The organism is Fibrella forsythiae, assembly GCF_017353175.1.
GTDB classification, from domain to species: Bacteria; Bacteroidota; Bacteroidia; order Cytophagales; family Spirosomataceae; genus Fibrella; species Fibrella forsythiae.
Genome location: NZ_JAFMYW010000004.1, coordinates 334,132 through 360,510, shown reverse-complemented (window position 1 = coordinate 360,510; position 26,379 = coordinate 334,132). Strand labels below are relative to the sequence as shown.

Below are 26,379 nucleotides of genomic sequence, written 5' to 3'. Positions count from 1 at the left end.
GTGGGGTAAGTCAGGACAGGGCAGAAATGCCCCCATCAATCCAGAGCGCAAGTTGGGTCGCTTCTCGCCGAATACCATAGGGGCCATTAACGCAAATTGGCGCGTTGAGCGTCAACAAAACATTGGGTTCGGTCAATAATGCCATGTTGAGCAGGCCATTCTGGCGCACGGGTTTTTCATGGATGCTCACAATTGCTGCGATCTGGCTGAGGGAGATGGTTGCCTGCCACCGAATGCCAAGACGGAGCTGCAAGGCGTCGGCGGTTTTATAGGAAGGACGTCGGATGGTGGCAACAACGTCGGCAACTACAAGTAGCAGGCTATAGGCACTAGCCAGGGTTAACCAGAAAGCCATATCTGGACTCCAGCGAGCTACTAACAAGTGCATACCCATGAGTTCGATCAGACAGACAACGCCAAGAGCAACTGTGAGGGCTACCTGGCCCGATTCGCGATGGGTAGTAAGCGGTAAGGCCGTTGCTGGTATATCAGACTGTTGTCGCCATCCAACAGTAACGTACCTGACCAACTGCCATTCGCTCAGGATAACTCCTGCTGCCCGTTGTCCAAAGACTACGGCAAGTGATAGGTGAAGTGCCTGGTCGGCGGAAGTTGTGGGGCGAAGGGTCAGGTACGTTTGCCGGATCGTTCTGATACGAACCATAATCAGCAAAAGAGCGGCGGCTTCGGCCAAAGCAAGCAAAACCGGCCCATCTACCAGTGTCAGTTGGGTGTTGGCTGGTAAAATAAAGAGCCCGATCCGCAGCATAAATAACGCAATGAGCCCTGTACGGCCAATCGACCAGCCCTTGGGCCGGGCCAGCAGCCAATAAAACAAGGCCGATGACACAACTGTAAGGTCGAACAGTACGGCTAACGAAAGGAGTGCCGGTGCCCGTGCGAAAACAGCTGAACGAACGACTAACGCTTCACTACCAATCAGTAGCAGAATGGCTGTGAAGACGAGTATCGCTCTGTTGGGTGGATGAATAACCATGGTGGTGCAAACTTATTTGTTTTAGATGCCCGGCTGCATACATTTGAAACGGTTTAAGGTAGAAAATTACTTAGGCCGTTTGCCCTGTCGGACCCGCCAGTTCGCAGGGCTTTTCAGTTTGCACGTTGAATGTTTGGTTAGTAGCAAAACTAATTATCTAAGTTTCAGGAGCCCGTATACTAACAATTGAACCACTATTTATTCTTGTAAAAGTTATATCGGCCCGTTCTTTCCCTTTGTGTGCTGGTTGCGAAGAAAGAAGAGTATACCTGGCTCAAGATCGCATAAATCTTTCCAGACTACTCTAAATTGATTTACTTTGCAACCACATAAAAATAGGCTTCTGTATTGAAAAGCCAAAAAATGTATGTCAAAATTAAGATAATGCTTTATTAATTGTTTGTTTTTAATGAATTATGCCAATGATTAGCTATGGGTGATTTAGTTGATCAGTTGGCAAGCTACACAGTCACGTTTTAATACAATTTGCTTTTATGACTACCGCCGGATCGATCGATGTATTACCAGGCGAAACTCCCCTGGGGCGGGCCATTAAACTGATTGGTATCGGTAAGTATGGTAGTAAGCCAATGCCGCCCGAACTAATCGCCGAATGCCGTGCAAGCCTTTTGTCGGGAACGGCCCATCCATTGCAGGTCGGCGCATTTATTGGTGCGTTGCTGACGAAGGGCCTTACCGACGATGAACGCACGCTGGAAACCTGTTTCGGGCGCGACGCGTTTTCGCACCCCACGTTTCTGGTCAATAAACTCTGTCCGGAACTGCCGGTCAATTTGTTGCCCATTGCTACCAAACTCCTTCGCGGGCAACACCTGCAGGTGAGCGAAGCCCGGCAACTGGGCGATTACCTGTTTGGCGATTTCGACCCCAACCAGGATTGCGAAACGTTTCGCGGGCTGGCGGCCAGTATTATGCGGGTTCGGCACGAAACCAACGACGAATATCAGGGACTCTATCAGGCCGTTATGGAAACGTTGGCACCTCGTTTTCACGATGACGAACCCATCGGGCCAACCCGGCCAATTGTTCAACTGGCCGAACCCTTCGATGGCGCTGAACACTCCTATCTGATTACGCCAATACTGGCCAATTTTTTTCAGGAACGTGGCTATGGGGCTTTATCGATGGTAGGGCGAACGCCCGGGCCGAAATATACGCTCAACGCGCACGATCTGTATATGCACATGAACTGCGAGTTTGTGTTCAGTTTGCCCGAGTTTAGTGTGCAGCCGCCCAGTGGCTACGGGTGGGTGCTGGATCAGAAAGCTCTGTCGCCATCGTTGAATCGCTGGGTCGATCGCCGCCGTATTCTGCTGAAGCGGCCGTTCCTGTCAACGCTCGAAAAAGTTCTGAATCCGGCTCGTGCCCGTATCCTGGTGACGTCGGTGTTTCATATCACCTACCAGATGAAAATGGCAGAGCTGGCGCTGATGGCCGGTTTCGATGCGGCTATTGTGCTAAAACGTGGCCTTGAAGGCTCTCTGGCCCCCTCAACAGCGCGGGCTACCGGTGTGCTGTGTGCCGTACGCACGCCGGAAAACCACCTCTTTTACCAGCATTTCGATGCCGACCGTCCGGCTTTTGCGCAATTTAAAACAGACGTCGACGACGAGGTTGCCAATCCGCAGGCAACCGAGAATGCCCGGCTAGTGAAGACGTACCTGGCCAGCCAGCAAACGGGCAATGATGATTTCGATAATCGGGTCCGGTTTGCGTTAGCGCTCTATAGCCGTGGCCTCGACTGGATCGAAGGGCAGTTGGGGTAGAAGGTTGACTAGTTGATTGGTTAATAGGTTGGCTAGTTCATCAGTTAACCAGCCAACCTATTAACCAATCAACCTTCTATTTCCTGATCAGAATCCGCTGGCCTACTTCGATGGTATAATTGGTCAGGTTGTTCCAGCGCATCACATCCTGAACCCTGACCTTATTGATCAGGGCTACCCGGTATACGGTTTGGCCTGGCTGAACAACGTGGTAATACGAACTTCCGTTAACTTTCGGTGTCTCAACGCGTACCTGATTGACCAGTCGCTGCGGTTTGGGTCTGGCCGAAACGGGGGCGGCCGGGGCAGGCGCTTTCACAGGCCGATCAACGTCAACGGCCGACTCAGCATATTCCCGCGTTCGGGTGGCCGGCGTGGTTGGTTTGGGTGGGACTGTTGTCTTCGGCGCGGCCGCGGTGACTGGGGCCGGTTTCGAGATCGATGGCTCCGGGCCGGCCACAGTTTCTGGTGATGGCTGGGCGGGCGCAGTGGGCCGGGGCACATCGGCGGGTTTGATGGCTGATGGTTTGCCCACAATTAGCCGTTGGCCTGCTACGAGCGGCTTCCGATACGACAGGTTGTTCCAGGTCATCAGGTCGGCCAAGGTCAGGTTGTACCGCTGGGCCACGCCCGAATGCGTATCTCCCTCTTTGACCGTGTAATACGTAACGGGTGGCACTGCCGGGGCTGGTTCGGAGGATGTCGTCGTAGCGGCTGGCTCACCCATAGCCGGCTGCTTACCATCTGCCGATTCGGCTGTGGAATCGGTTGCCGGAAGCCGCCAGTTTGGAGGCCCCGGGCTATCAATGACCGATTCTTCGTTTTCGCGGGTCAACTTTCGTTGGGCTACCGTAGGCTCGGGCTGCGGTATGGCTTCCGGCAACACCTGGTATTCGGCAGGTACGTTGTTTGGGCGTTTTTCGCGAAGCCACAGAATCCGTCCTGGTTGTAGTCGCTGGGTGGCTTCCAGGTGGTTGTAGCTCAGCAGGTTTTTCATCCGAATGCCATACGTTGTTGATACGTCGCGGAGCGTTTGGCCAGCCTGCATGACATGAAACGGTATTTTGGCTTTGCGCGCCTTCGATTCCAGGTAATAGATTTCGCCGGGACGAACCAGATCCCGATCGGTCATATCATTGATGTCGAGAAATGACTTCACAGACAGGCCGCCGTAGTAGGCCAGCGTTATCACATTGTCACAAGCCTGCGCCTGAATACCTTTCCGGTCATTGATTTCATAGAACAACGCCGCGCTGCGGGTCAGCGGGTCTTTTGAGGTGGTAGCCGGCAACTTGCGTAAAACCGGGAAACCAACATCTCGTCGTGACCCTGGCTGCGTTGGCTGGCCCAACTGAACTGTGGAGTTAACCTGCCCTTTCACCGTGAGGTATTCGGTAGATGTTAGCCGAATCAGCACAGGATATACCTTGTCTGTTGGAATAACCCGAACACGCAGCCACTCGTTGAACGGCATGAACCGGGGTTGCTCAACGCCTAGTTCACGCGCAATAGTGGCCAGAGTTTTGCCGCGTCCCTGGCGGTAATCGTACAGCAGATAAGGTTGGCTATTGGGGCGTAGCAGCGGGATTTCATACTCGAAAGCGATCTTTCGTGCCAGCGCTGCCCAAACCAGCGACGGGCTATCGGGCGTTAGTTGGAGCTGTTCGTTCGGCAATACTGCATCGGCGGGATCGTTGGCGCGCTGCCCAACGGCGTAATTCAGCAATACGCGCATCCAGTTTGGCGATTTTGCATGTAACGCAGCCAGTTCGCCCAGCACTGCTTCAGACGACGAAGCGACGTTTAAGCGTTCATCAATGCTGTTGTCGACGCGCAGGTTCAACCGGCTGGCTTTTCGTGCATCGAGTCCCCAGTAAGCGCCGTTTGAGGCCGGGGTAGGTAAACATACGTAGCGAAAATCGGCGGGGATCGAGCGTTCCTCCAGCATTGGCCCCAGTACCGACTCTACATATTGCAACTGTTCAATGGAGTTGCGCAGCGCCGCGCGGTCGGCATATAAACTGTTTATTTCTGTTTGTAATCGTTGCTCAGACAGGGCATTTATGTAGACGGTTACACCTCCAAAGCTTATTTCTGTTGGAATGGCAGGTAAACGTTGAGAAAGTGCCAGCTCGGAAAGCAGGCATAAAAAAAGGAGTAGTGTATGACGGGCAATGGGTGACAGCACAGAATCTTTCGTTGGTAAAGCGTATGGAGTGAATCGATAAGTAGTGATCCGATAAGTCCCTCGAAAAGTAAGCAAATTAGGTAAGGTTACCGGTTTGATACATAACGTGTATACTGGTAACATATGCAACAGTCGTGCCTTTTCGATGTATAAATAGGGAATATACCTGATATATAGACAAAATAGGCAAGATGTTTATTGCGTGAATAGTTCATACATCCACGTGGGGCAGCTACCCGTAGGTAGTTTGATTAAGTTTTTCCCAAAGAGTGTACACCAATAGCGGGCCATTTACCTGATTAATGAATGCTTCATTGGTAGGCTGTTGCCAAGGCTGTATTCTTGCAAAACGAATCACGCAGGTACACATGCATTTAGACGATCAAGACCCCCAGGGGTTACAAATTTATCTATCCCGGAAAGGATGGATATGTGACGATGAACCCATTACCAGCCTTAGTAAGCCTGGCGAGGGCAACATGAATTATACACTCCGGGTACGTACTGCCAGCCGTTCACTTATTGTAAAACAGGCACGTGGGTACGTTGAAAAATACCCGTCTATTCCTGCTCCAACGGAACGGGCTACCATGGAAGGGCTTTTCTACCGTGAGGTCGCACAAAATCCGGAACTCCGCCAGTATATGCCCGAACTACTGGGCCTCGATGAAGCCGAAAACCTGCTGGTACTGGATGATTTGGGTGAGGCATCGGATTTTCTGGAATGTTATAAAACTGGCCAGTCACTGCAGCCCGGCGAACTGACGGCTCTAGTTACATACCTCTCGGTACTCCACAATCAGTTTCTTACTGACCGGCTTAATCCTGCCTTTGCCAACGAGGCTATGCGCACGCTAAATCATGAGCATATTTTTGTTTATCCATTTCTGGCTAGCAACGGATTTGACCTTGACGGGATTCAGGCGGGGTTGCAGGATGTAGCAGCCCCCTACAAAAAGAAGCCGCTCGCCGACGCTGCCCGCGCGTTGGGAGAGCGTTACCTGGCCGATCAGGTAGGTATGCCCGCAACATTGCTTCATGGCGATTATTACCCGGGAAGCTGGCTGCGAACCCAATCGGGCGTGAAAATAATCGATCCGGAATTCTGCTTCTATGGCCCCGCCGAATTTGATTTAGGCGTGATGCTGGCTCATATGCATCTGGCACAGCAACCGGAAACCGTTCACCAGCAGGTACAGGCTGAGTACGTTCGGCATGCCAGCTTCAACGAACAGTTGCTGCGGCAATTCACCGGCATTGAAATCCTGCGCCGATTGATCGGTATCGCGCAACTGCCGGTAAGTTTGTTGCTGGATGAAAAAGCCCGCTTACTGGAACTGGCCGAACGCCTGGTGATGGGCTGACTCAGATGAAAATGAACAAACAACAAACTGTATGGATCCTGGTGCTGGGTACGTTGCTGATGTTATCGTGGCAGGGTATGGCCCAAAACACACTTGGAACGAGCCAGAAACCGGTTCAGCAAACGGGAACCGTCAGCAAACAACCCCGCCGGATCTGGCTGGATACCGACATTATGGTGGGAATGCCCGATAAACGCGGGGCCCGCGAGGTCGATGATGCCATTACGCTGATAATGGCCCTGCGGTATGCCGACAAGGTGCAACTGGTTGGTATCAGCACGGTCACCTACGCCGAATATGGGTATAACGTGACCCGCAAACTGCTGGGCTGGTACAACAGGACAGGCCGGAAAATTCCGGTGTATCGTGGTTCTGATACGCTGCGTGACATTGGCCTGGAAACGGATGCCAGCCTGGCTATGGCGGCGGCGCTTCGACGCGAGCGCCTGCCCATTCTGGCCATTGGCCCGCTAACCAACGTGGCAACAGTGCTTAAAAACCACCCCGAACTTGCCAAACAGATCGAGGAGGTCGTGGTGTGTGCCGGCCGAACACCCTCGCTGCCGTTTCGGCCCGGTCTTGAACTGGTTACGGTTGGTGATTATAACTTCGAGATGGACCCGGAGGCCTTTCGGGTGTTGTTCAATTCGGGCGTGAAGGTGGTGCTGTCGGGCTATGAGTGCAGTGTATACACGTTTCTGGGCCGTACCGATCTGGATTTTCTGGCGGGCGGCTCAGAGGGTGATAAATGGCTGAGCAAGACGCTTGGCCCCTGGCAGATGCTCAACAAAAACGTATTTGGCGTTGATGGCTTCGTACCCTGGGATACCACGCCGCTGGGTTACCTGACGCACCCCAATTATTTCAAGTATTACGAAGCTATTCCAGTACGTATCAACACGCGGGCCGACGATACCGGTGGCAGTGGTCAGAAGCCCTTTCTGGAAGTATCATACGATTACAAAGACACGCCCTGGCGGGCCACATACGCCTACAAGACGTTGCCTGGTTTCGAGGAAATCGTGATCGGGAGTTTGAAGAAATGAGCGAAAGGGCTGCAGGCGAGAGGCATTGCGCTTGCGTGAGTACCTTTGCCTCAATCCCCCTTCGCTTAATTCTCTACCTCGTGCCACTGCGTTTGCTGGTATGTACGGAACAGTACGACGGCCACACCGATCATAACGGGTAGGGCTACCCAGCGCCCGTAGGGTATGTAGGTAAGCCCCCAGTGGGCTACGCCGATCAGGCCAATAATGAACATACTGAGCAAACTGCGCGACGTGGTGCTGTTGCGTACTACATCCTGGGCCATGGAGAATGGTAAATGCCGCTTACTCATTACGGCCGTAATCAGCAACATGATCAGCGAGTTGACGCAGGCCAGGAGCACGTCAGGAATAGCGCTTGTTCCCTGGACATACAGCACATAGCCCGCCAACAGGCAGAAATAAGGAAGCATTAGTTTGATAACCAGCGCTTTAATTCCGCCAGCCAGCAAGAGGCCGGGCTGGCTCATCGGCGACGATTCGTAAATCCAGGCGGCTTTATAGTTATCTGAAATGGCAATCTGCATCAGCGCCGTCATGATGTAGATACCGCCGAAATATAGAATAAACAGAAAGAAGCTGCTTCCCTGCCGCCCCATGCTCGACTGGTGGTTAAGACCCATCACAACGGCATATGCCAGGCCGAAGCCTAGACCCGGATAGGTACGTAGTTTGAACTTCCGGTCGCGGCCTGTAATGAACCAGACAAACGTGAAGCCTGCATGTTCCAGCGGACTGCTGGTAAGCCAGCTGGCTAATTTTTCAGCTAAGGGTAATGAAGGGGCAACTGGCTGAGAAGTGCTGATTGGTCTGGCAACGGGCTCCGCTTTTTCTTCCTGGTCCAGGGTGGCTAGTTTACTGCTAAAGATTGGCGCCAATACGCGGGTCATCAGGTAAAGGCCCGCAAACGGAACAACCAGCGCCAGGCCAAGCAGAATCAAATGCCGGGCGTCGATTTGTCGATTTACAACCAGATCGAGGCTGCCGGCGCTCCAGAGTGGTGGTAGTGCATAATGCCATGTTTGCCAGACAAAGGGTTGCAGGCCCGAGAAGCCATCGTCATTCATTAGCCGCGGAAGCAGCTGGTAGCCGCCGTAAAAAAAAACGACCATGCCAATCTGCACATAATTGATCACCTCGCGCAGTCGATCGTTACTCACGAACTGCATGAGCAGGAGGTAGATCACGTTGGTCAGAAAAACAGCCAGTATGGCCATCATGAGGCACAGAACCAGCGATAATAGCCCCGCTACGGCCCCAAACCGATAGCCGATAGCCACTACGCCCAAGGCTCCCACGGCCAGCGCAATCGTGAAGAGGTAGCTGATAATATGCACAACCCGGGCTGTCAGCATGGTTCGGCTGTCAACGGGGCGAAACAGCATGATCTGGTTATCCGACGAATCGAGTACTACCGATGAGAAATCGCTGATGAGCGACATGGTGCAGACGATGAGGACGTACCCAAAGAATAGCGTAGCCGGTTTTACAATCCCGGTAGCCGGAGCAACCGTGAGCAGAAAGGCGAACACAGCGCCGAACAGGGCGTATAGAGCGAGCGAAACCCAGTATGCATTGTTGGTTTCACTTGCTTTCTTCCACTGGTTGAAAGCCACCGGGCGGCGGTTGTCGAGTTGGAGTTTAACCGCCAGGATAGCCCGTAACTGTCTGTAATTGACACCCAGTAACCGCCAGAGAAACGGTAGCCGGTCGGTGATGAATAGTGTAGGAGGAGTCATGTGAAAGTGGCAGGGGGCAGGGGGCTTGGGGGGTGCTCACGCGAAAGCAATACCCCAAGCCCCCTGCCTTACGCTCATTGATTTAGCGTGTGGATAAACTCTTCGGCGGTGGTGTTCTGGCCATCGCTACCGGTCAGCTGACCAAAGAGCTGTTCAAGCGAGCTGCCGGTTTCGCGTTGTGCCTGTAGTTCGGTAAACGACCCATCAGCAATGATTTCGCCCGAGTTGATGATGATGACCCGATCCGAAATCTTTTCAACCACGTCCATGATATGTGAGCTGTAGAAGACCGTTTTTCCCGAATCAGCCAGTTGGCGAATGATCTGTTTCACCAGCACAACGGCATTGGCATCGAGGCCCGACAGTGGTTCGTCGAGGAAAACCAAGTCGGGGTTGTGCAGCAGGCCTGAAATGAGCAGGACTTTCTGCCGCATGCCTTTGGAGAAAGTCGTCATCCGGTCGTTGGCCTGGTACTCAAGGCTAAACAGCCGAAGGAGTTCCAGTGCCTTTCGTTCAACGGCCGTGGAGTCGAGTTCGTAGAGCTGCCCCACAAAATTGAGGTATTCCATCGGTGTCAGCAGGTCGTAGAGCGCGGCGTTTTCGGGTACGTAGCCGATGCGCCGTTTTATCTCCATCGCCTGGGTACGCAGGTCAAGCCCCAACACAGATACCTCGCCCTGAAAATCGGGCAGGAGGCCAATCAACGTTTTAATAGTGGTTGACTTGCCCGCGCCGTTGGGGCCAATGTAGCCCACCACCTGCCCCGGCGCTACGCTGAGGTTTATTCCTTGCAAAATCCTGGTACTACCGTAATACTGAATCAGGTTGTGGGTGTCGATGACGGGCGTCATGGCGATAAAGTCGGTTTTAATACGTACAGCAAGATACGTGGAATGGCGTAGGTACGTAGCTGTTGGTTGGATAATTGGTTACAGGAGCCAATTATAGGTTATTTCCGGCCTGCAGGCGGAGACATAGCTATGGTAATTGGGAAAGGTACTATTCTTGTGCCCGAAACAACGAACTACCCCTTGCTGTCGTTAGTCAACACATGATACCACGCCGTTTCTGCGCCAGCTTCCTCGCTCTGGCCACGCTCGCGTTTGCCGCCTGTACTTCGTCGGAACAAGCCAGTTATGTTCCCAAACCCAAAGGCTACCCCCGTATTGACCTGCCTGCGGTGAGCTACGTACCTATTCCTGCCGGGCATCCATACCAGTTTGAGGTGAACAGCGCCGCCCGTGTCTTGCCCGATACGTTTAAAAACGCCGAGCCTCACTGGATATATATCTATTACCCCACCCTGAAAGCCACGGTCCAGATTACGTATAAACCTGTGTTGAACGACGTGAATCGGCTACGGGGCCTGCTGGCCGACGCGTATAAGCTGACGGCCAAACACAACGTAAAAGCGTCGATGATTGAGCAGCAACAGGTACGTCTGAAAAACGGTCTGGCTGCCAGCCTCATCACGCTCGAAGGCGAAGTGCCCAGCCAGTTCCAGTTCGTTACAACCGACAGTACGCGGAATTTTCTGCGTGGCGCGCTTTATTTCAACACGGCCACCGCCAACGATTCGCTGGCCCCGGTTATCAACTACGTCCGCGCCGATATGATGCAATTGCTGAATACATTGCGCTGGAAATGAGCGTGTAGCGCTTTCTGAAAGAACGCTACATCCTGGTCGTCTCGCTCTACACGTAAGCTAGCACTCCCTACACGACATGAATAAATATAAATTTCTGACCCAGATAAAAGAGCAGTACGATCAGGGGAACAATGTAATCGGGTTTTTGAAAAAGCTGGAACATAGTACGACCAACTCGCTGGAAGACATCCTGATCAGCTACGATTTCCAGGCCGGGTCATACGTGAAAGGCTACCGCTTGAACGCCGGTCTGAAAGAAGCTTACTGTCAGAGCATTATGACGGTGTTGCTGGGCCTGGGTGAGTTCAATTCTATTCTGGAAGCAGGCGTTGGGGAGGCCACAACGCTCGGGCGTGTGGTGCCGCAGTTGCCCCGCCCCATTGATCATGTACTCGGGTTCGACCTGTCGTGGTCGCGTATTCACTACGCGCTGGGCTTCATGCGTGAGCAGGGTATCAAACAGCCAACCCTGTTTACCGGTAATCTGTTTCAGATGCCCCTGGCCGATAACTCGGTCGATATCGTTTACACATCCCATTCCGTGGAGCCTAATGGGGGGCGCGAGAAAGAGGCGTTGGCTGAATTATATCGGGTAGCCAACAGGTACGTTGTGTTACTGGAACCCAGCTACGAACTGGCGGGCGAAGAGGCGCGGGCGCGGATGATACACCACGGGTACGTTACCTGTCTGGTCTCGTCGGCGCAGGAGCTGGGCTATACAATCCTTGAACACAGGTTATTTGATGTGTCGATCAATCCGCTGAACCCCACGGGCTTACTGATTATTGAAAAGAATGGGGCCAACGCCAAACCGGCCGAACCGTTTCTGGCTTGTCCGCACACCAAAGCGAAATTAAAATCGTTCGATGATTCGCTCTTCGCCGAAGACAGCTTACTCGCTTATCCCAAAGTTCAGTCAATTCCGTGCCTGTTGCCGCAGAACGCCATTCTGGCCACGCACTTCCTGAATGCCTACGAGTCGTTGGCATACCAGTAACTCTGTGCCTTAACGACAAAGGGTGCTGCCTGATCAGGCAGCACCCTTTGTCGTTAGAAATAAACCAATCAATAGTTTACTGTTCGTTCAGTTCCCAGTTATAGGTCTGGTACGAGATTTTGGTAGCGTCAGTGATCTTTGTTTTCGAGAACTGATTCACCACGTCTTTCACCGACTGGCCTTTCATTTTCTGGAAATCGCCGCCGTACCAATCCAGAATTTTAGACAGGCTGGCCTGCTTAGCTGTGATCGAGTTTTTGGCAGGGTTATTCAGAAAATCAACGCCCTGATCGTCCAGTTGCGCGTCCAGCTTTTTGCCGTCAAACGCTTCGTTCCGTAACCGTGGGCACGATTTGGCCGCGCACACCAGCGCAAAGTGAATCCGTGGCTCCGAGAATTTCTTACGGATGATGCCATGCTCGATATTATTCAGGTCATACGTTTCGCCGCCAATCTTGATGAATTTGATATCCCAGGGCGTGTTGACAAACGGAATCTTGATCTTCGAACCAATGTCTTTGATGCTCTTTACGGGGTAGTGGTCCAGAATCAGTTGGATCGTGAAGGCATTGTAGGCATTGATCCAGTAGGCCAGTTGATCGTCTTTGCTCCAGCTGTCCGACGGCGCATTCTTGCCCAGCATATCGGTGTAGGCTTTCAGGTCGGCCTTGTCTTTGATGAATCCTTTATAATCGACCATGCCCGATCCGTTCACGTGGGCTTTCAGGAGCTTATCAAAAGCGGCATGACTCGGGGCAGCGGCTACGGTAGTAGTAGGAAGATTTACCGCGTTATGATGCGCCAGATAACTGCCCGACAGGCTGATGGCTAGGCAAAGGCAGACACTAAATACAAACAGAAGTTTCATGTTGTGTGATGGTTTTAGATAGATATACGCTCAAGACGGGGTAAAGGTTTTTCAGGTACGTGGCTGGGTACGTTAACTTTACCCGCATGAATCTCGATCTAACTCAGAAAACGGCCCTGGTCTGTGGCAGCTCGCAGGGAATTGGCCGCGCCACCGCCGTGGAACTGGCCCTATTAGGTGCTAACGTAATCCTGATGGCCCGCAACGCCGAAAGTCTTCAGGCGGTGAAAAATACGCTTGATACCAGCAGAGGCCAGCGACACGCACTAGCCGTGGCTGATTTCAGCCAATCAGGCAGCGTAAAGGCCGCTCTTACTGAGTTGTTAACGATGCAACCAGTTATCCACATACTTATCAACAATACCGGCGGTCCGGCGGGTGGCCCGTTGATCGAAGCGACTGAGGAGGCATTTGTGCAGACGTTTCATAATCACCTGATCAACAACCAAACGCTGGTTCAGATGCTGGTGCCGGGTATGCGTGAGGCTGGCTATGGTCGAATTGTAAACATCATCAGCACGTCGGTGAAGCAGCCAATTGCAGGACTGGGCGTGTCGAACACCATCCGTGGGGCGGTGGCGCAGTGGGCCAAAACGCTATCGCTGGAGTTGGGACCCTGGGGTATTACGGTCAACAACGTATTGCCTGGCTATACGCGCACCGCCCGTCTGGATGCTGTACTGGACATGCGGGCGAAATCATCGGGCAAAACAACCGACGAAGTGGCTGATCAGATGGAACGTGAAATCCCGATCGGCCGATTCGCAACGGCCGAAGAAGTAGCGGCTGCCGCTGCCTTTCTGTGTACCCCGGCCGCGGCCTCAATCTCGGGTATCAACGTACCTGTAGACGGAGGAAAAACAGGTGGGTTGTAAAATGTATTGATTTTGTTATATTCAAGTATTGCAGAATTTTATATGCTATAACTTGTAATTAGCTATATATTATTTTAATTTGTAGGATGATCAACAAAAGATTACCTATGAATAGTCAATACAACACCACTTATTTCATTACACTATTAACTTGCTTATTGCTGACAATCAGCACTGTATTTGGTCAAACAATCCGGGGGAAAGTACTCGACAGTGGATCGGGTAATGGCATTCCCGGAGCAAGCATTGTGGCCAAAGGAACCCAAACCGGAACCAGTGCCGATGGCGATGGCAACTATGTGCTCAAACTTACACCGGGCAGCTACCAGCTTGTAATCAGCTTTGTGGGGTACACAAGCACCACGGTTCCGGTAACGGTACCAGCTACAGGCGAGGTGACGTTGACCACTAAGCTTCAGGAAAGCCAGTCGAACCTGAATGAACTGGTCGTTATTGGCTCGCGGGCTGCCACGGCCCGGACAAACATCCAGAGTGCAGTGCCCGTCGATGTGATTTCGACAAAGGAAATGAAAAGCTACGCGCAGGTCGACGTCAGCCAGATTCTGAACTTCGTGGCGCCTTCGTTCAACTCGAACCGGCAAACTGTTACCGACGGCACCGACCACATTGACCCGGCCTCGTTGCGTGGGCTTGGCCCTGACCAGACACTGGTACTGGTGAATGGAAAACGTCGGCATAACACGGCCCTGATCAACATCAATGGTTCGGTGGGCCGGGGTTCGGTGGGTACCGACATGAACGTAATTCCGGTAGCAGCCGTAGAGCGCGTTGAAGTACTGCGCGATGGCGCGGCCGCTCAATACGGGTCTGATGCCATTGCGGGCGTGATCAACGTAGTGCTGAAAAAGAACTACGAAGGGCTAACGGCTTCACTGATGACCGGCGGCACCTTTTCGACCATGAACTACAAAGCACCGCTACTAGGTGGTGGCACCATTGACAAGAGCCAGACACTCCGCGACGGCAAGACGTTCCAGTTCGATATTTCGAAAGGGTTCCGCCTGGGGCAGCGCGGTTCCATGACGATCTCAGGCCAGATCGTTGACCGCGAGCGGACAAACCGGTCGGCCGAAGACAATACGCCTACGATTTACCTGGGTGCGTCGGGCGGTTTCCCGGCCACAACGCTGGTGCCGGTGGCTAATCGCCCTGCCTTGTTGGCTGCCGACCAGACGCTGATCGATCAGCGCCGATACAATCGCCAGAACATGGTGGTGGGTAACTCATCGGCGCGGAACTACGGCGTGTTTCTGAACGGATCGCTGCCCGTATCCACCAATTCAGAAGTGTACTTCTCGGCGGGTGTGACGCACCGGACGGGAACAGGCTACGGCAATAACCGGATTCCGGTATCGCGAAACCAGCAGCCGTTAGCCTCCGACGATGGCACGCTTCTGTACCCCGACGGCTTTTTGCCGGCTATCAGGGCGACGCTGGATGATCAGTCGCTAATGGCGGGTTATAAGACTAAACTGGGCGGGTTCAACGTCGATTTGAGCAGCGTGTATGGTCGGAACACCATCCGGTTCGATGTGGAGAATTCGGGTAATGCCACCTTGCCAAGCAGCCCGACACAGCAGACTAACTTCTACGCAGGTACGTTAAAATTCAACCAGAGCACGACTAATCTCGATTTCTCGAAGCTGTTCACCAAAGCCCTTGGCTTTAACTCGATCAACCTGGCATTTGGGGCCGAATACCGCCGCGATGAATACCAGATTGTGGCTGGCGAAACAACATCCTATTCAGGCGCATCAAAAGCCCTTCCGTTGGCACCGATCGTCATTGGTGGCCCATCATCGGGCACAACAGCCGCTGCGCCGGGCGCGCAGGTCTTTCCTGGTTATCAGCCTGACAACGAACTGGATAAGTCTCGACATAACGTCAGCCTTTATGCCGACGTAGAATCGGAGATAACCAGCAAATGGTTGGTCGACCTGGCTGGCCGTTTTGAAAATTATTCTGATTTCGGGTCGAAGGTGACGGGTAAACTGGCCACACGGTATCAGTTCGCCGAATTCTTTAGTCTGCGGGGGGCTATCAGCACGGGTTTCCGGGCACCAAGCCTGCAACAGCGGTATTTCAACAACACCAGCACACAGTTTATCAACGGATTGCCGAACAATACGCTGACGGTCAATAACGATAGTCCTATTGCCCGTAACGTGATCGGCGTCGATGCCTTGAAACCCGAAACATCGGTGAACTACAGCGTAGGAGCCACCAGCCGGATTGGCCGTAACTTTACCATCACGGTCGACGCGTACATGATTGACATCAAGGACCGCATCCTATACTCTGGTCAGTTTAGTCGTGCCTTACTGGGCTTTGCAACAACGGATTACCCGGGTGTAAACGGGGTGCGCTTCTTCGCCAATGCAGCAAACACCCAAACGAAAGGACTTGATGTTGTAGCCACAGAGCGCCTCAACCTGGGCAAAGGTCGACTGACTTTATCGGCAGCTGTGAACTTCAACCAAACCAAGGTGACGGCCATCAACCCGTCGGCGTTCCTGAACAGCACGGCGAATAACGAATCCCGTGGTGGTAACCCTGATAACTGGCCCCGCACGCTGTTCTTCGACCGGTCGCAGGTGGCGTTGCTGGAAACGGGTTTGCCCCGCAGCAAGTTTAACCTGAGTGCAGCCTATACTGCAGGCAAATTCGACATCTCGTTCCGAACGGTTCGCTTTGGTGAAGTGACCAACCTGACCACGGCTGATCCCTACACGATCAACGCCGCTACGGGTACCTACTGGAACACACAGTTTGCCCGCGATGTGTCTGGCCACGCCCTGCTCGACCAAACGTTTAGCCCCATCTGGATTTCTGACATCACGATCGGCTACAAACTGACCAAGATGCTGAACCTGCAAGTGGGTGCCAACAACGTATTCGACGTGTACCCCGATCAGATTTACATCGACCCACGGAACGCCGTCGGCTCGCTCGATTACAACTCGGGTCGTGACCTCTCGAACCGGGGCCGTTTCCTGTACCCATCAAACCAGGGCGGCTATAACGGCCGTTTCCTCTTCGCCCGCCTGTCATTGGCGCTGTAAGCGGAGAATCAAGCACAAAAAGGCAACGTACCTAGTACAGAAAAGCCCTTCCGACAGTCGGAAGGGCTTTTCTGTATTAAAACAGCTTCTGTGTAAAGTTGTGATTCAACTATTTTTGTTGACTTACAATGAAGTCGCGAAATGTGCCGACTACTTCTCCTAACATCGGATGATCGGTACGGAGACTCATCGCAGTGAAATAAGCTTGGCCGGTAGAGTCCTGACCTAAGTGCATGTCAATTTTAAGGAATGCGCTTCCTTTGTACCAGTCGAACCACTGATTAAACTTTCGATTTCGTGCTGAAGCCCGACCATCGGATGTTTCGCAGATGTAAACGACGATCTGCTCTTTATGTCGAAAAAAATCAAAAAAGATAGCCGCAATAGTCGCTGGTATTAACCGATCCGAAGGCGGGGTGGCTCCTGTTGGGTTATCAGCTACGAGAATGGAAAACTCAAACGTATTCTGCTACAATAGCGTGTACTGTTCGAACAGATAACCACTTGCTTTGAATGTTACTTCATACGTAATCCCATGTCTCGTTTGAAAAACATACGTGTTGAATAATCCACCAACGAATAGGTAATCATACTGGGGTGATAATAGGCGCTCCTCGCTGCTCATTGCGCTGTTTCAACTGCTCAAAGGCGCGTTGTATATCAGGATTCGTTTTGAATTCATAAAGGGCATCCTGTTGCGTTTGATGCTTGCTGGCTAATAACCGTTTAGCAACAGCAACACCCGCTGACTCTTCAACTCGCTTTTCCATAATAGAACTAAGTCAACGTCTGAATAACAGATAGATCCAGCTAATCATTCACACTACGCGCTGGTGCCTTCTTTCAATCGTTCGGCGTTTTCGGCGATGCGGAGTTGCTCGATGAACTGGCCGATGTCGCCTTCCATCACGGCGGGGAGGTTATAGACCGTCAGGCCGATGCGGTGATCGGTGACGCGGCTTTGGGGGTAGTTGTAAGTACGGATCTTATCCGACCGGTCACCGCTGCCGACCATCGTTTTGCGTTGCGAAGCAATGGCGTCGTTATGGGCCTGGAGTTTGATCTCGTACAGGCGGGAACGAAGCACCGTCAGGGCTTTGTCGAAGTTTTTCAGCTGTGAGCGTTCGTCCTGACACTGCACGACCAGCCCCGTTGGCAGGTGGGTAAGGCGCACAGCCGAATACGTCGTGTTTACCGACTGACCACCCGCACCCGACGAACAGAATGTATCCTTCCGGATGTCGTTCATGTTGATCTCCACGTCGACCTCTTCGGCTTCGGGCAGTACGGCCACGCTGGCTGCCGAGGTGTGAATGCGGCCTTGTGTTTCGGTAGCAGGCACACGCTGGACCCGGTGAACGCCTGACTCGAACTTCATCTTGCCATAGACGTCTTCCCCTTCAATTTCGGTGATAATCTCTTTGTAGCCGCCCGATGAGCCTTCGGTAAAGTCGACGAGGGTCATTTTCCAGCCCATTTTCTCGCAGAAGCGTTGATACATGCGGAAAATATCGCCGGCAAAAATGGCTGCTTCGTCGCCGCCGGTACCGCCACGAACTTCCAGAATGATGTTCCGGCTGTCGTTGGGGTCTTTCGGAATCAGCATTTCTTTTAGCTGTTCTTCAAGTTCATCGCGGCGCGGGATGAGTTCGTCGAGTTCGGCTTTGGCCATGTCGCGAAACTCCTCGTCTTTTTCCGTGGCAATGACCTCGCGGGCATTTACGATTTCGGCAAGTGTCTGTTGATAAGTCCGGTACTGCTGCACGATCTTATCAAGCTCCTTATATTCCTTGCTCAGCTTCATGAAGCGCTTGGGGTCCGCAGACACCTCAGGCTGCACAATCTGTTGTGCCACTTCGTTAAAGCGTTCGCTGATCGATTCAAGTTGTTCAAGCATACCGCAAAGGTACAAAAAACAGGGCGAAGGCGGGAAGGGTTAGGCGTTGTGACAGTAAACGGATTAAGCTTTGTTACTTTGTACACGAACCAGAATCAACCATGAGTCAATCGCGAAGAACATTCATTAAAACCACGCTAAAAAGTAGTGTCGCTGTAGGCGTCGCTGCAAACTTGCCCATGAGCGCTCCTAAAGAAACATTCGTCCATCACGTACTTTTTTACCTGAAAAACCCTGGTAACGCCACCGATAAGGCCAAACTGCTGGAAGGCCTAAACATGCTGGCTAAGGTGCCATCTATCAAAATGGTGCATATCGGCGAGCCCGCCGCTACGAACCGTGCCGTGATCGAACGTACCTACACCTATTCGTGGCTGTGCCTGTTCGACAGTGCTGCCGACGAAGAAGTATACCAGAAGCATCCGATCCACGACGATTTCCGGAACAATTATGCGTACCTCTGGGAAAAAGTCGTGATCTATGATGCGATTGGCCCGAAGCGGTAAAGAAGCTGGGTACGTAGTACTTCGTGATGTAGTGTATTGTTTTCGCGTGCGGTCCCTTCGACAGGCTCAGGGTGACACTCTCACCCAAGGTTGTCATGCACCTGCTGGATGTGTATTGTCACCCTGAGTTTGTCGAAGGGACCGCACGCGAAAACAATGCGTACTACGTACCTAGGCATACCACAAAAACGGCCTCTGCATTGTTGCAGAGGCCGTTTTTATGTTTAGCTATACGCTGGTTTATCGATATCCGGTTTTCCGCCGTCATTTCGGTTGGGGTGTGTCATGGGTACGTTCTCGGCGGGTTCATCACCGTTCATGTACGTGTCCTCCATTTCGTTGGCAGGTAGCTCGGGGGCGTCTATCTCAGCACCAACACCACTATTGCCTTCGGCTGATTGATCGCCCAGACCGGCGGGGCTGATGGCCTGTTTGGCCCGGATCTCATCTTGTTTATCCTGATTTTCCATAATGTTGTTAAGTTGTCTAGTTATTTACTAGGCTAAACCCCGCCTTAGCCACTTTGTTAGCCTGCCCCCAAATTTTTACGTAAATTTGATTGTTATCTATAGCTGGGTAAAGGCTGATAAACCGGTTAATCGGTAGTCTGCTAATCAGCATTGAACATCCATCGTCTTTTCATGATTGACTATATAGCTGGTCTGAACGACCCGCAACGAGAAGCCGTAACTCACGGCGACGGCCCGATGATGATCATTGCCGGAGCCGGTTCGGGCAAAACGCGCGTGCTCACGTACCGTATTGCGCACCTGATCGACAAGGGCATTGATCCATTCCGGATTCTATCGCTGACCTTTACCAATAAGGCCGCCGGCGAAATGCGTCACCGGATCGAAAAGGTGATTGGCAATGAAGCGCGTAACATCTGGATGGGTACGTTCCACTCTGTGTTTGCCAAAATCCTGCGCATCGAAGCCAAAGCGCTGGGCTATACCAGCAACTTCTCGATCTACGATACCGACGACTCGAAATCGCTGCTCCGCTCTATTATTCGGGAACGGGGCCTCGACGATAAGCAGTATCGCGCCAATGCCGTATTCAACCGTATTTCGAGCGCGAAAAACCGTCTCGTGGGTGCCGACGAATATATGAACAACGCTATCATCCAGGCCGATGATGCGTCGGCGAAGATGCCGGAGGTGGGGGCGATCTACAAGGTCTACAGCACGCGCTGTTTTCAGGCCAACGCCATGGATTTCGACGATCTGTTGTTCAACACCAACGTCCTTTTTCGCGATCACCTGGACATTCTGCACAAGTACCAGCACAAGTTTCAGCACGTGCTGGTCGATGAGTTTCAGGATACCAACGTGTCGCAGTACCTCATTACACGCAAGCTGGCGGCGGTGCATCAGAACATCTGCGTGGTGGGCGACGATGCGCAAAGTATTTACGCGTTCCGGGGGGCCAACATCGAGAATATCCTGAACTTCCAGAAAGATTACGGCAAAGACACGGTGAAAATCGTGAAGCTGGAGCAGAACTACCGCAGTACCAATACCATTGTGCAGGCGGCTAACTCCGTAATTGCCCGTAACCGGAATCAGCTGGAAAAGCGCGTCTTCACCGACAACGAAACCGGTCCGCTGATCGAGGTCATCAAAGCGTCGTCGGATAACGAAGAAGGCCGACTGGTGGCAACGAACATTTTCGAAGCCAAAATGCGCGACGGCCTGCGGAACAATGATTTTGCTATTCTGTACCGCACCAACGCCCAGTCGCGGGCGTTCGAGGAAGCCCTGCGCAAGCTGAGCATTAAGTACCGGATCATCGGTGGTCTATCCTTCTACCAGCGCAAAGAGATCAAAGACCTGATCGCTTACCTGCGCTTCACCGTCAATCAGGCCGACGAGGAGGCGTTCAAACGGATCATCAATCTGCCTAAACGCGGCATTGGCGACACCACGCTGGCCAAGATTTCGGTGCTAGCCTCGGAGAAGAACGTACCTATCTGGGAGATCGTCAGCAACATTACCTACCACATCACGGGCCGCGCATCGATAGCCATCGAGGGCTTTGCGGAGCTGATCAAAAGCTATACGCTGCTGATCGACAAGAAGGATGCCTATGAAGTGGCGGCGCACGTGGCCAAAACGTCGGGCATTCTGAAGGAACTGTACGAAGACAAGACCGTGGAAGGGCTGGCCCGCTACGAGAACGTCCAGGAGTTGCTGAACGCCATCAAGGAGTATGTCGATAATCCTGACAACGAGGAAAAGAACCTCAGCGCCTTCCTGCAAACGGTGTCGTTGCTAACCACCGCCGACGAAAAAGAGGAAGATGGCGACAACGACCGGGTAACGATGATGACGATTCATGCCGCCAAAGGGCTGGAGTTCAAGAATGTACACATTGTTGGGCTGGAAGAAGACCTGTTTCCCAGCCAGATGATGCTCGAAAGCCGGGCTGATCTGGAAGAAGAACGCCGCCTGTTCTACGTAGCCATCACCCGCGCCGAGAAGCGCCTCACGTTCTCGTTCGCCGAATCGCGCTACCATTACGGCCGACTGAAAATCTGCGAACCGAGCCGGTTCCTGATGGAGGTAGACCAGGGTTATCTGACGATGAGCAAGACCGTGACGCCGCCCAAACCCCGGTTCAAAGGTGACGATACCTACGCCAGCCGTAGTAAAGACGAGATGCCCTCTGCCGGCTCGATGAACTTCGTGCGGTCGCTAGCCCAGAAAACGGCCCAACGTCAGGTTCCGCAGCCCACCGTCACCCACACGCCCTCTGCCGATTTTGCCCCCAGCAACACAGCCGAACTAGCCGAAGGGATGAAGGTAGAACACTCGAAATTTGGCTTCGGCGTCGTGAAATCCCTCGACGTGAACGGCACCGAACGCAAAGCCGTCATCCAGTTCGACGTAGTGGGCGAAAAAACGCTGCTCTTAAGTTTTGCGAAGCTAAGAATAGTCTAAACCGTACCTTTGCAGCATATGGCGCGAATCGTGGCGATTGATTACGGAAATAAGCGGACCGGACTGGCCGTGACCGACCCGATGCAGATCATCGCAACGGCGCTGGAAACGGTGCCGACCCACACGCTGTTCGACCGGCTGAAAGCCTACGTAGCGGCCGAACCGGTGGAGGCTTTTGTGGTGGGCTGGCCAACCAATACCGACGGTACCGATACAGACACAACGGCACCGGTTCGCGGCCTGATTAAGAAATTGAAAGCGGTGTTTCCCGATCAGACTGTCTATCAGCACGACGAGCGGTTTACGTCGCGGATGGCCTTGCAGTCGATGATTGCGGGCGGCACCAGTAAGAAAGACCGGCGGGTGAAAGGCAACATCGACATGGTGAGCGCCACGATCATCCTGCAGTCATTTATGGAAAGCAAAAATTAGTTTCAAGTTTCAGGTTTCAGGTTCCAGGTACTTTGCTGATCAACGATGTGGTGAGTTAGCGAAGCACCTGAAACCTGAAACCTGAAACTTGAAATTTAGAAAAACATGATTCTCCCAATTGTAGCTTACGGCGATCCGGTATTGCGGAAGAAGGCCAAAGACATTGAAAAAGGTACGCTCGACGTGAAAAAGTTGAGCGAAGACATGTTCGAAACCATGTACGCCGCGTCGGGTGTAGGGCTTGCCGCTCCGCAGATCGGGCAGAGCGTACGGATGTTCGTGGTAGATGGACAGCCCTTCAACGAAGGTGAGTCGGAAGAAGATATCGACCCGACACTCGTTGGCTTCAAGAAGGTATTCATCAACGCTGAAATCCTGGAAGAAGATGGCGACGAATGGGCATTTGAAGAAGGCTGCCTGAGCATTCCCGGCATCCGCAACGACGTGTACCGGCCTGAGTTTATCGTGATTCGCTATTTTGATGTCGACTGGAACGAACACGAGGAAGAATACGAAGGCACCGCTGCCCGGATCATCCAGCACGAATACGACCACATCGAAGGCAAGCTCTTTACCGACTACATGTCGCCGCTGAAACGCCAACTCCTCAAAAAACGCCTCGCCGACATCACGCGCGGCAACGTAGACGTGGAGTACAAAATGCGGTTCCCAAAATAAAGGAGGAAAGGGAGGAGGGAGAAAAGGAGGAAGGGGGTTGCTTACGCCCACGTAGCTACTCCTGAGTAAGCGACTTCCTCCTTTTCTCCCTCCTCCCTTTCCTCCTTATGAACATCACCCTCATTCAAACTGAACTGCACTGGCAGGACCCTGTGGCGAACCGGGCTATGCTGGAGGAGAAGCTCTTTACCCTGCCCGAACCGACGGATCTGATTGTGCTGCCTGAGATGTTTACGACGGGCTTCACAATGGATGCCCGTGCTGTGGCCGAGCCGATGAATTTGACCACGTTCAAGTGGCTGAAACAGATGGCGGCGCAGACCAACGCGGTGGTAACGGGTAGTTATGTGGTGAAGGAAAATGGCGGGTATTACAACCGCCTGATCTGGATGGAGCCCGACGGGCAGTTCGCCCATTACGATAAACGGCACCTGTTCAGAATGGCGGGCGAAGAAAAGACCTATTCGGCAGGCACGTCGCGACTGGTGCGCGAATGGCGGGGTTGGCGTATCTGTCCGTTAATCTGCTACGACCTGCGTTTCCCGGTCTGGAGCCGCAACAAACAGATCGCCCCCGACCAACTCGATTACGATCTGTTGCTGTATGTCGCTAACTGGCCCGCCCCGCGCCAACAGCCGTGGGATACACTGCTACAGGCCCGCGCCATCGAGAACCTGAGCTACGTAGTGGGCGTCAACCGCGTAGGCACCGACGGAAATGGGCACCCTTACCGTGGCGGCTCAGCCCTGGTCGACTTCAAAGGCGACGTTCTTTTCCGTCAGTATGATACTGAAGTTATCCACCAGCAAACGTTATCGCTGGATGATCTACAAGCTTTCCGAGCCAAGTTTCCGGCCTATCTGGATGCGGATGTTTAGCTAAATAAGGGTGCTCTTCTTCTATAGGTTGCTTTCGCGTGGCCCTTCGACAGGCTCAGGGTGACAAGCTCACTCAAGTTGATCATCCACATCCGGATGTGTCCTGTCACCCTGAGCCTGTCGAAGAGTCACGCGAAAGCAACCTACAGCAATAAGCAGTTAATCCCCTTTATTCATTCCAGTATTTATACGCCAGCTACCTCAACGTCCGGCGCGATCTTCTTCACCAAGCCTTGTAATACTTTACCAGGGCCGCATTCGGTGAAGAGGGTAGCCCCGTCGGTAGTCATGGCTTCGACCGACTGTGTCCAACGGACGGGGGCGGTGAGCTGCGCAATCAGGTTGGCTTTGATTGTGGGTACGTCGGTGGAGGGCTGCGCGTTTACGTTCTGGTAGATTGGGCAGCGGGGCGACTGGAACGGTGTGTTTTCGATGGCCTGGGCCAGATCGGCACGGGCGGGCTCCATTAACGGCGAGTGGAATGCACCACCCACCGGCAGCGGTAAGGCCCGTTTGGCACCGGCAGCTTTCAGACGTTCACAGGCGATACGGATGCCTTCGTTACTGCCCGAAATCACCACCTGACCGGGACAGTTGTAGTTGGCTGGCACCACAATTTCGCCCGTTTCGCCGTTCACTTCCTCGCAAATTTGTTCGATGATGGCATCGGGTAGGCCCAGGATGGCGGCCATTGTCGATGGGTTCAGTTCGCAGGCGCGTTGCATGGCGTCGGCGCGTTGAGCTACCAAACGGAGTCCGTCTTCAAACGAAAGGGCTCCCGCGGTAACCAGCGCTGAGAATTCGCCGAGCGAATGGCCTGCCACCATAGCAGGCGCAAAATTTTCGGCCGTAAGGGCTTTGGCTACCGAATGCAGGAAGATAGCCGGCTGCGTAACGTTGGTTTGTTTCAGTTCCTCGTCGGTGCCGGTAAACATGACGGTAGTCAGGCTGAAGCCCAGAATCTGATCGGCCTGATCCATCAACGATTTAGCCTGTTCTGACTGTTGATACAGGTCGTGGCCCATTCCGGTAAACTGGGAACCTTGGCCGGGAAAGATGTATGCGTTCATATATGAGTCAAAAATAGTCAATAGTCGGCAGTCGATAGTCGCGCTGCTAAGCAACAAACGTTCAACTAGCAGCGCGACTATCGACTGCCGACTATTGACTATCGACTTAGTTTTACTTAGTTTTACCTTAATTTCAACGTCGCCAGGGTCATGACGGCGAGCATGATACCGACGATCCAGAAGCGGGTGACGATTTTGGCTTCGTGGTAGCCTTTTTTCTGAAAATGGTGGTGAAGCGGCGACATCAGCAGTATTCGCCTGCCTTCGCCGTACTTTTTCTTCGTGTACTTAAAGTAGCTCACCTGCGTAATAACCGATACTAGCTCGGCCAGGAAAATGCCGCACATGACCGGAATCAGCAGTTCTTTTCGGATCGTAAGGGCCAATACCGCGATTACCCCGCCCAGCATCAGGCTGCCCGTATCGCCCATAAACACCTGGGCGGGGTACGAATTGTACCAGAGGAAACCCACGCAGGCCCCCACAAAGGCGGCGCAGAAAATTACCAGCTCGCCCGAATTGGGGATGTACATGATGTTCAGATAATCGGCGAAACGGGCATTACCCGATACGTAAGCCAGGACGCCGATGGTCAGGCCGATGATCACCGACGTACCTGCAGCTAGCCCGTCGATGCCGTCAGTGATGTTGGCACCATTGGACACCGCCGTAATAATGAAGATGCAAACCAGCGTATAAACGACCCAGGTGTAATCGGTAGAGACCATACCGAAGAGCAACGAACTATAGTCGAACTCGTTGTTTTTCAGGAAGGGAATCGTTGATACCGTTGAGTGAATATCTTGATAACGAGTAAGCTGGCGGACGATAGCGCCGGCGGCAGGCTTGTCGTAAATCCGGATTTTCACGTATTGGTTGAACGACAGCGTCAGGCCAACGATCAGGCCGAGACCAATCTGCCCCACCACTTTAAATTTCCCTTCCAATCCTTCTTTGTTCTTCTTGAAGACCTTGATGTAGTCATCGATAAAGCCGATGAGACAGGTCCAGATAGCGGATACCAGCAGCAGGATGATGTATACATTCGAGAGTTTGGCGAACAGCAGCACCGGAATAACCAGCGAGGCCATGATGATAAAACCGCCCATGGTTGGCGTACCGCGCTTTTGCATCTGCCCTTCCAGCCCCAAATCCCGAATCGACTCGCCGATCTGTAGTTTCCTAAGCTGGTCGATGATACGCCGCCCAAAAATAGCCGCGATCAGCAGCGACGTGATCACTGTACCGAGTGCACGAAACGAGATATACTGAAATACCCGCGCGCCGGGAAAGTCAAATGCACGGTCGAGATACTGGAAGAGGTAATAGAGCATTTTTTAAAGAGGGAAAAGAGGGAAAGGGTGAAAGCGGAACGCCGTCCGGA

The 26,379-nt window shown here is 52.9% G+C and carries 23 protein-coding genes; 12 read left to right on the top strand and 11 right to left on the bottom strand.

What is annotated here, in order from left to right; all coding sequences use genetic code 11:
• Nucleotides 1-10: 10 nt before the first annotated feature.
• Nucleotides 11-997 carry a hypothetical protein gene (locus J2I46_RS15600; RefSeq protein ID WP_207329966.1) on the bottom strand — a complete coding sequence of 329 codons (987 nt, stop codon included), beginning with the start codon at nucleotides 995-997 and terminating at the stop codon, nucleotides 11-13.
• A 494-nt stretch (nucleotides 998-1,491) separates the two neighbouring features.
• Here J2I46_RS15600 and J2I46_RS15595 point away from each other — a divergent pair, with 494 nt between their 5' ends.
• Nucleotides 1,492-2,784, top strand: a complete 1,293-nt coding sequence (locus tag J2I46_RS15595) for an anthranilate phosphoribosyltransferase (protein ID WP_207329965.1) — start codon at nucleotides 1,492-1,494, stop codon at nucleotides 2,782-2,784.
• Between the two features lie 76 nt (nucleotides 2,785-2,860).
• Here the strand turns inward: J2I46_RS15595 and J2I46_RS15590 are convergent, their stop codons facing one another.
• Nucleotides 2,861-4,972: a LysM peptidoglycan-binding domain-containing protein gene (locus J2I46_RS15590; protein ID WP_207329964.1), complete on the bottom strand. Its 2,112-nt coding sequence runs from the start codon at nucleotides 4,970-4,972 to the stop codon at nucleotides 2,861-2,863.
• 368 nt (nucleotides 4,973-5,340) lie between these two features.
• Between J2I46_RS15590 and J2I46_RS15585 the strand changes: the two genes are divergently transcribed.
• Together J2I46_RS15585 and J2I46_RS15580 are read left to right on the top strand one after the other, a co-directional pair.
• Nucleotides 5,341-6,336, top strand: coding sequence for a phosphotransferase (locus J2I46_RS15585; RefSeq protein WP_207329963.1), 996 nt, complete (start codon nucleotides 5,341-5,343; stop codon nucleotides 6,334-6,336).
• Between the two features lie 11 nt (nucleotides 6,337-6,347).
• Entirely contained in the window at nucleotides 6,348-7,382 is a 1,035-nt protein-coding gene (locus J2I46_RS15580) for a nucleoside hydrolase (RefSeq protein ID WP_229379780.1), read from the top strand.
• A 65-nt stretch (nucleotides 7,383-7,447) separates the two neighbouring features.
• Here J2I46_RS15580 and J2I46_RS15575 read toward each other — a convergent pair whose 3' ends face one another.
• Together J2I46_RS15575 and J2I46_RS15570 are read right to left on the bottom strand one after the other, a co-directional pair.
• On the bottom strand, nucleotides 7,448-9,121 hold the full coding sequence (locus J2I46_RS15575; RefSeq protein ID WP_207329962.1) for a hypothetical protein: 1,674 nt from the start codon (nucleotides 9,119-9,121) through the stop codon (nucleotides 7,448-7,450).
• A 74-nt stretch (nucleotides 9,122-9,195) separates the two neighbouring features.
• A complete protein-coding gene (locus J2I46_RS15570) occupies nucleotides 9,196-9,972 on the bottom strand; it encodes an ABC transporter ATP-binding protein (RefSeq protein WP_207329961.1) in 777 nt (258 codons plus the stop codon).
• 200 nt (nucleotides 9,973-10,172) lie between these two features.
• Here J2I46_RS15570 and gldD point away from each other — a divergent pair, with 200 nt between their 5' ends.
• Together gldD and J2I46_RS15560 are read left to right on the top strand one after the other, a co-directional pair.
• Entirely contained in the window at nucleotides 10,173-10,769 is a 597-nt protein-coding gene (gldD, locus tag J2I46_RS15565; protein WP_207329960.1) for a gliding motility lipoprotein GldD, read from the top strand.
• A 76-nt stretch (nucleotides 10,770-10,845) separates the two neighbouring features.
• Nucleotides 10,846-11,766, top strand: a complete 921-nt coding sequence (locus tag J2I46_RS15560; protein ID WP_207329959.1) for a methyltransferase domain-containing protein — start codon at nucleotides 10,846-10,848, stop codon at nucleotides 11,764-11,766.
• Between the two features lie 76 nt (nucleotides 11,767-11,842).
• On the opposite strand, the gene J2I46_RS15555 is transcribed toward J2I46_RS15560, so the two are convergent.
• Nucleotides 11,843-12,634, bottom strand: coding sequence for a DUF547 domain-containing protein (locus tag J2I46_RS15555; protein ID WP_207329958.1), 792 nt, complete (start codon nucleotides 12,632-12,634; stop codon nucleotides 11,843-11,845).
• Between the two features lie 86 nt (nucleotides 12,635-12,720).
• Between J2I46_RS15555 and J2I46_RS15550 the strand changes: the two genes are divergently transcribed.
• Together J2I46_RS15550 and J2I46_RS15545 are read left to right on the top strand one after the other, a co-directional pair.
• Nucleotides 12,721-13,509, top strand: a complete 789-nt coding sequence (locus J2I46_RS15550; protein ID WP_207329957.1) for an SDR family oxidoreductase — start codon at nucleotides 12,721-12,723, stop codon at nucleotides 13,507-13,509.
• A gap of 107 nt (nucleotides 13,510-13,616) precedes the next feature.
• Nucleotides 13,617-16,592 (top strand): TonB-dependent receptor, encoded by a 2,976-nt coding sequence (locus tag J2I46_RS15545; protein WP_207329956.1) that lies wholly within the window; start codon nucleotides 13,617-13,619, stop codon nucleotides 16,590-16,592.
• A 109-nt stretch (nucleotides 16,593-16,701) separates the two neighbouring features.
• On the opposite strand, the gene J2I46_RS33515 is transcribed toward J2I46_RS15545, so the two are convergent.
• From J2I46_RS33515 to prfA, 3 genes are all read right to left on the bottom strand, one after another.
• Nucleotides 16,702-16,989 (bottom strand): DUF6169 family protein, encoded by a 288-nt coding sequence (locus J2I46_RS33515; protein ID WP_374758094.1) that lies wholly within the window; start codon nucleotides 16,987-16,989, stop codon nucleotides 16,702-16,704.
• 190 nt (nucleotides 16,990-17,179) lie between these two features.
• Nucleotides 17,180-17,362 (bottom strand): hypothetical protein, encoded by a 183-nt coding sequence (locus J2I46_RS15540; protein WP_207329955.1) that lies wholly within the window; start codon nucleotides 17,360-17,362, stop codon nucleotides 17,180-17,182.
• 53 nt (nucleotides 17,363-17,415) lie between these two features.
• Nucleotides 17,416-18,489 (bottom strand): peptide chain release factor 1, encoded by a 1,074-nt coding sequence (gene prfA, locus J2I46_RS15535; protein ID WP_207329954.1) that lies wholly within the window; start codon nucleotides 18,487-18,489, stop codon nucleotides 17,416-17,418.
• 179 nt (nucleotides 18,490-18,668) lie between these two features.
• Between prfA and J2I46_RS15530 the strand changes: the two genes are divergently transcribed.
• On the top strand, nucleotides 18,669-18,995 hold the full coding sequence (locus tag J2I46_RS15530; RefSeq protein WP_310589040.1) for a Dabb family protein: 327 nt from the start codon (nucleotides 18,669-18,671) through the stop codon (nucleotides 18,993-18,995).
• A gap of 224 nt (nucleotides 18,996-19,219) precedes the next feature.
• Here the strand turns inward: J2I46_RS15530 and J2I46_RS15525 are convergent, their stop codons facing one another.
• The gene (locus J2I46_RS15525) at nucleotides 19,220-19,465 is read right to left on the bottom strand and encodes a hypothetical protein (protein WP_207329952.1); all 246 of its coding nucleotides are present in this window, start codon (nucleotides 19,463-19,465) and stop codon (nucleotides 19,220-19,222) included.
• A 171-nt stretch (nucleotides 19,466-19,636) separates the two neighbouring features.
• Between J2I46_RS15525 and J2I46_RS15520 the strand changes: the two genes are divergently transcribed.
• From J2I46_RS15520 to J2I46_RS15505, 4 genes are all read left to right on the top strand, one after another.
• Nucleotides 19,637-21,937: an ATP-dependent helicase gene (locus J2I46_RS15520; RefSeq protein WP_207329951.1), complete on the top strand. Its 2,301-nt coding sequence runs from the start codon at nucleotides 19,637-19,639 to the stop codon at nucleotides 21,935-21,937.
• A gap of 18 nt (nucleotides 21,938-21,955) precedes the next feature.
• Nucleotides 21,956-22,369, top strand: a complete 414-nt coding sequence (ruvX, locus tag J2I46_RS15515; protein WP_207329950.1) for a Holliday junction resolvase RuvX — start codon at nucleotides 21,956-21,958, stop codon at nucleotides 22,367-22,369.
• A 105-nt stretch (nucleotides 22,370-22,474) separates the two neighbouring features.
• Nucleotides 22,475-23,047: a peptide deformylase gene (def, locus tag J2I46_RS15510; protein ID WP_207329949.1), complete on the top strand. Its 573-nt coding sequence runs from the start codon at nucleotides 22,475-22,477 to the stop codon at nucleotides 23,045-23,047.
• Between the two features lie 107 nt (nucleotides 23,048-23,154).
• Nucleotides 23,155-23,925, top strand: coding sequence for an amidohydrolase (locus tag J2I46_RS15505; protein ID WP_207329948.1), 771 nt, complete (start codon nucleotides 23,155-23,157; stop codon nucleotides 23,923-23,925).
• 185 nt (nucleotides 23,926-24,110) lie between these two features.
• Here J2I46_RS15505 and fabD read toward each other — a convergent pair whose 3' ends face one another.
• Nucleotides 24,111-24,995, bottom strand: a complete 885-nt coding sequence (gene fabD / locus J2I46_RS15500) for an ACP S-malonyltransferase (protein WP_207329947.1) — start codon at nucleotides 24,993-24,995, stop codon at nucleotides 24,111-24,113.
• Nucleotides 24,996-25,117: 122 nt separating this feature from the next.
• Complete coding sequence (mraY, locus tag J2I46_RS15495; RefSeq protein WP_207329946.1) at nucleotides 25,118-26,329, bottom strand: phospho-N-acetylmuramoyl-pentapeptide-transferase; 1,212 nt, start codon at nucleotides 26,327-26,329, stop codon at nucleotides 25,118-25,120.
• Nucleotides 26,330-26,379: the final 50 nt, after the last annotated feature.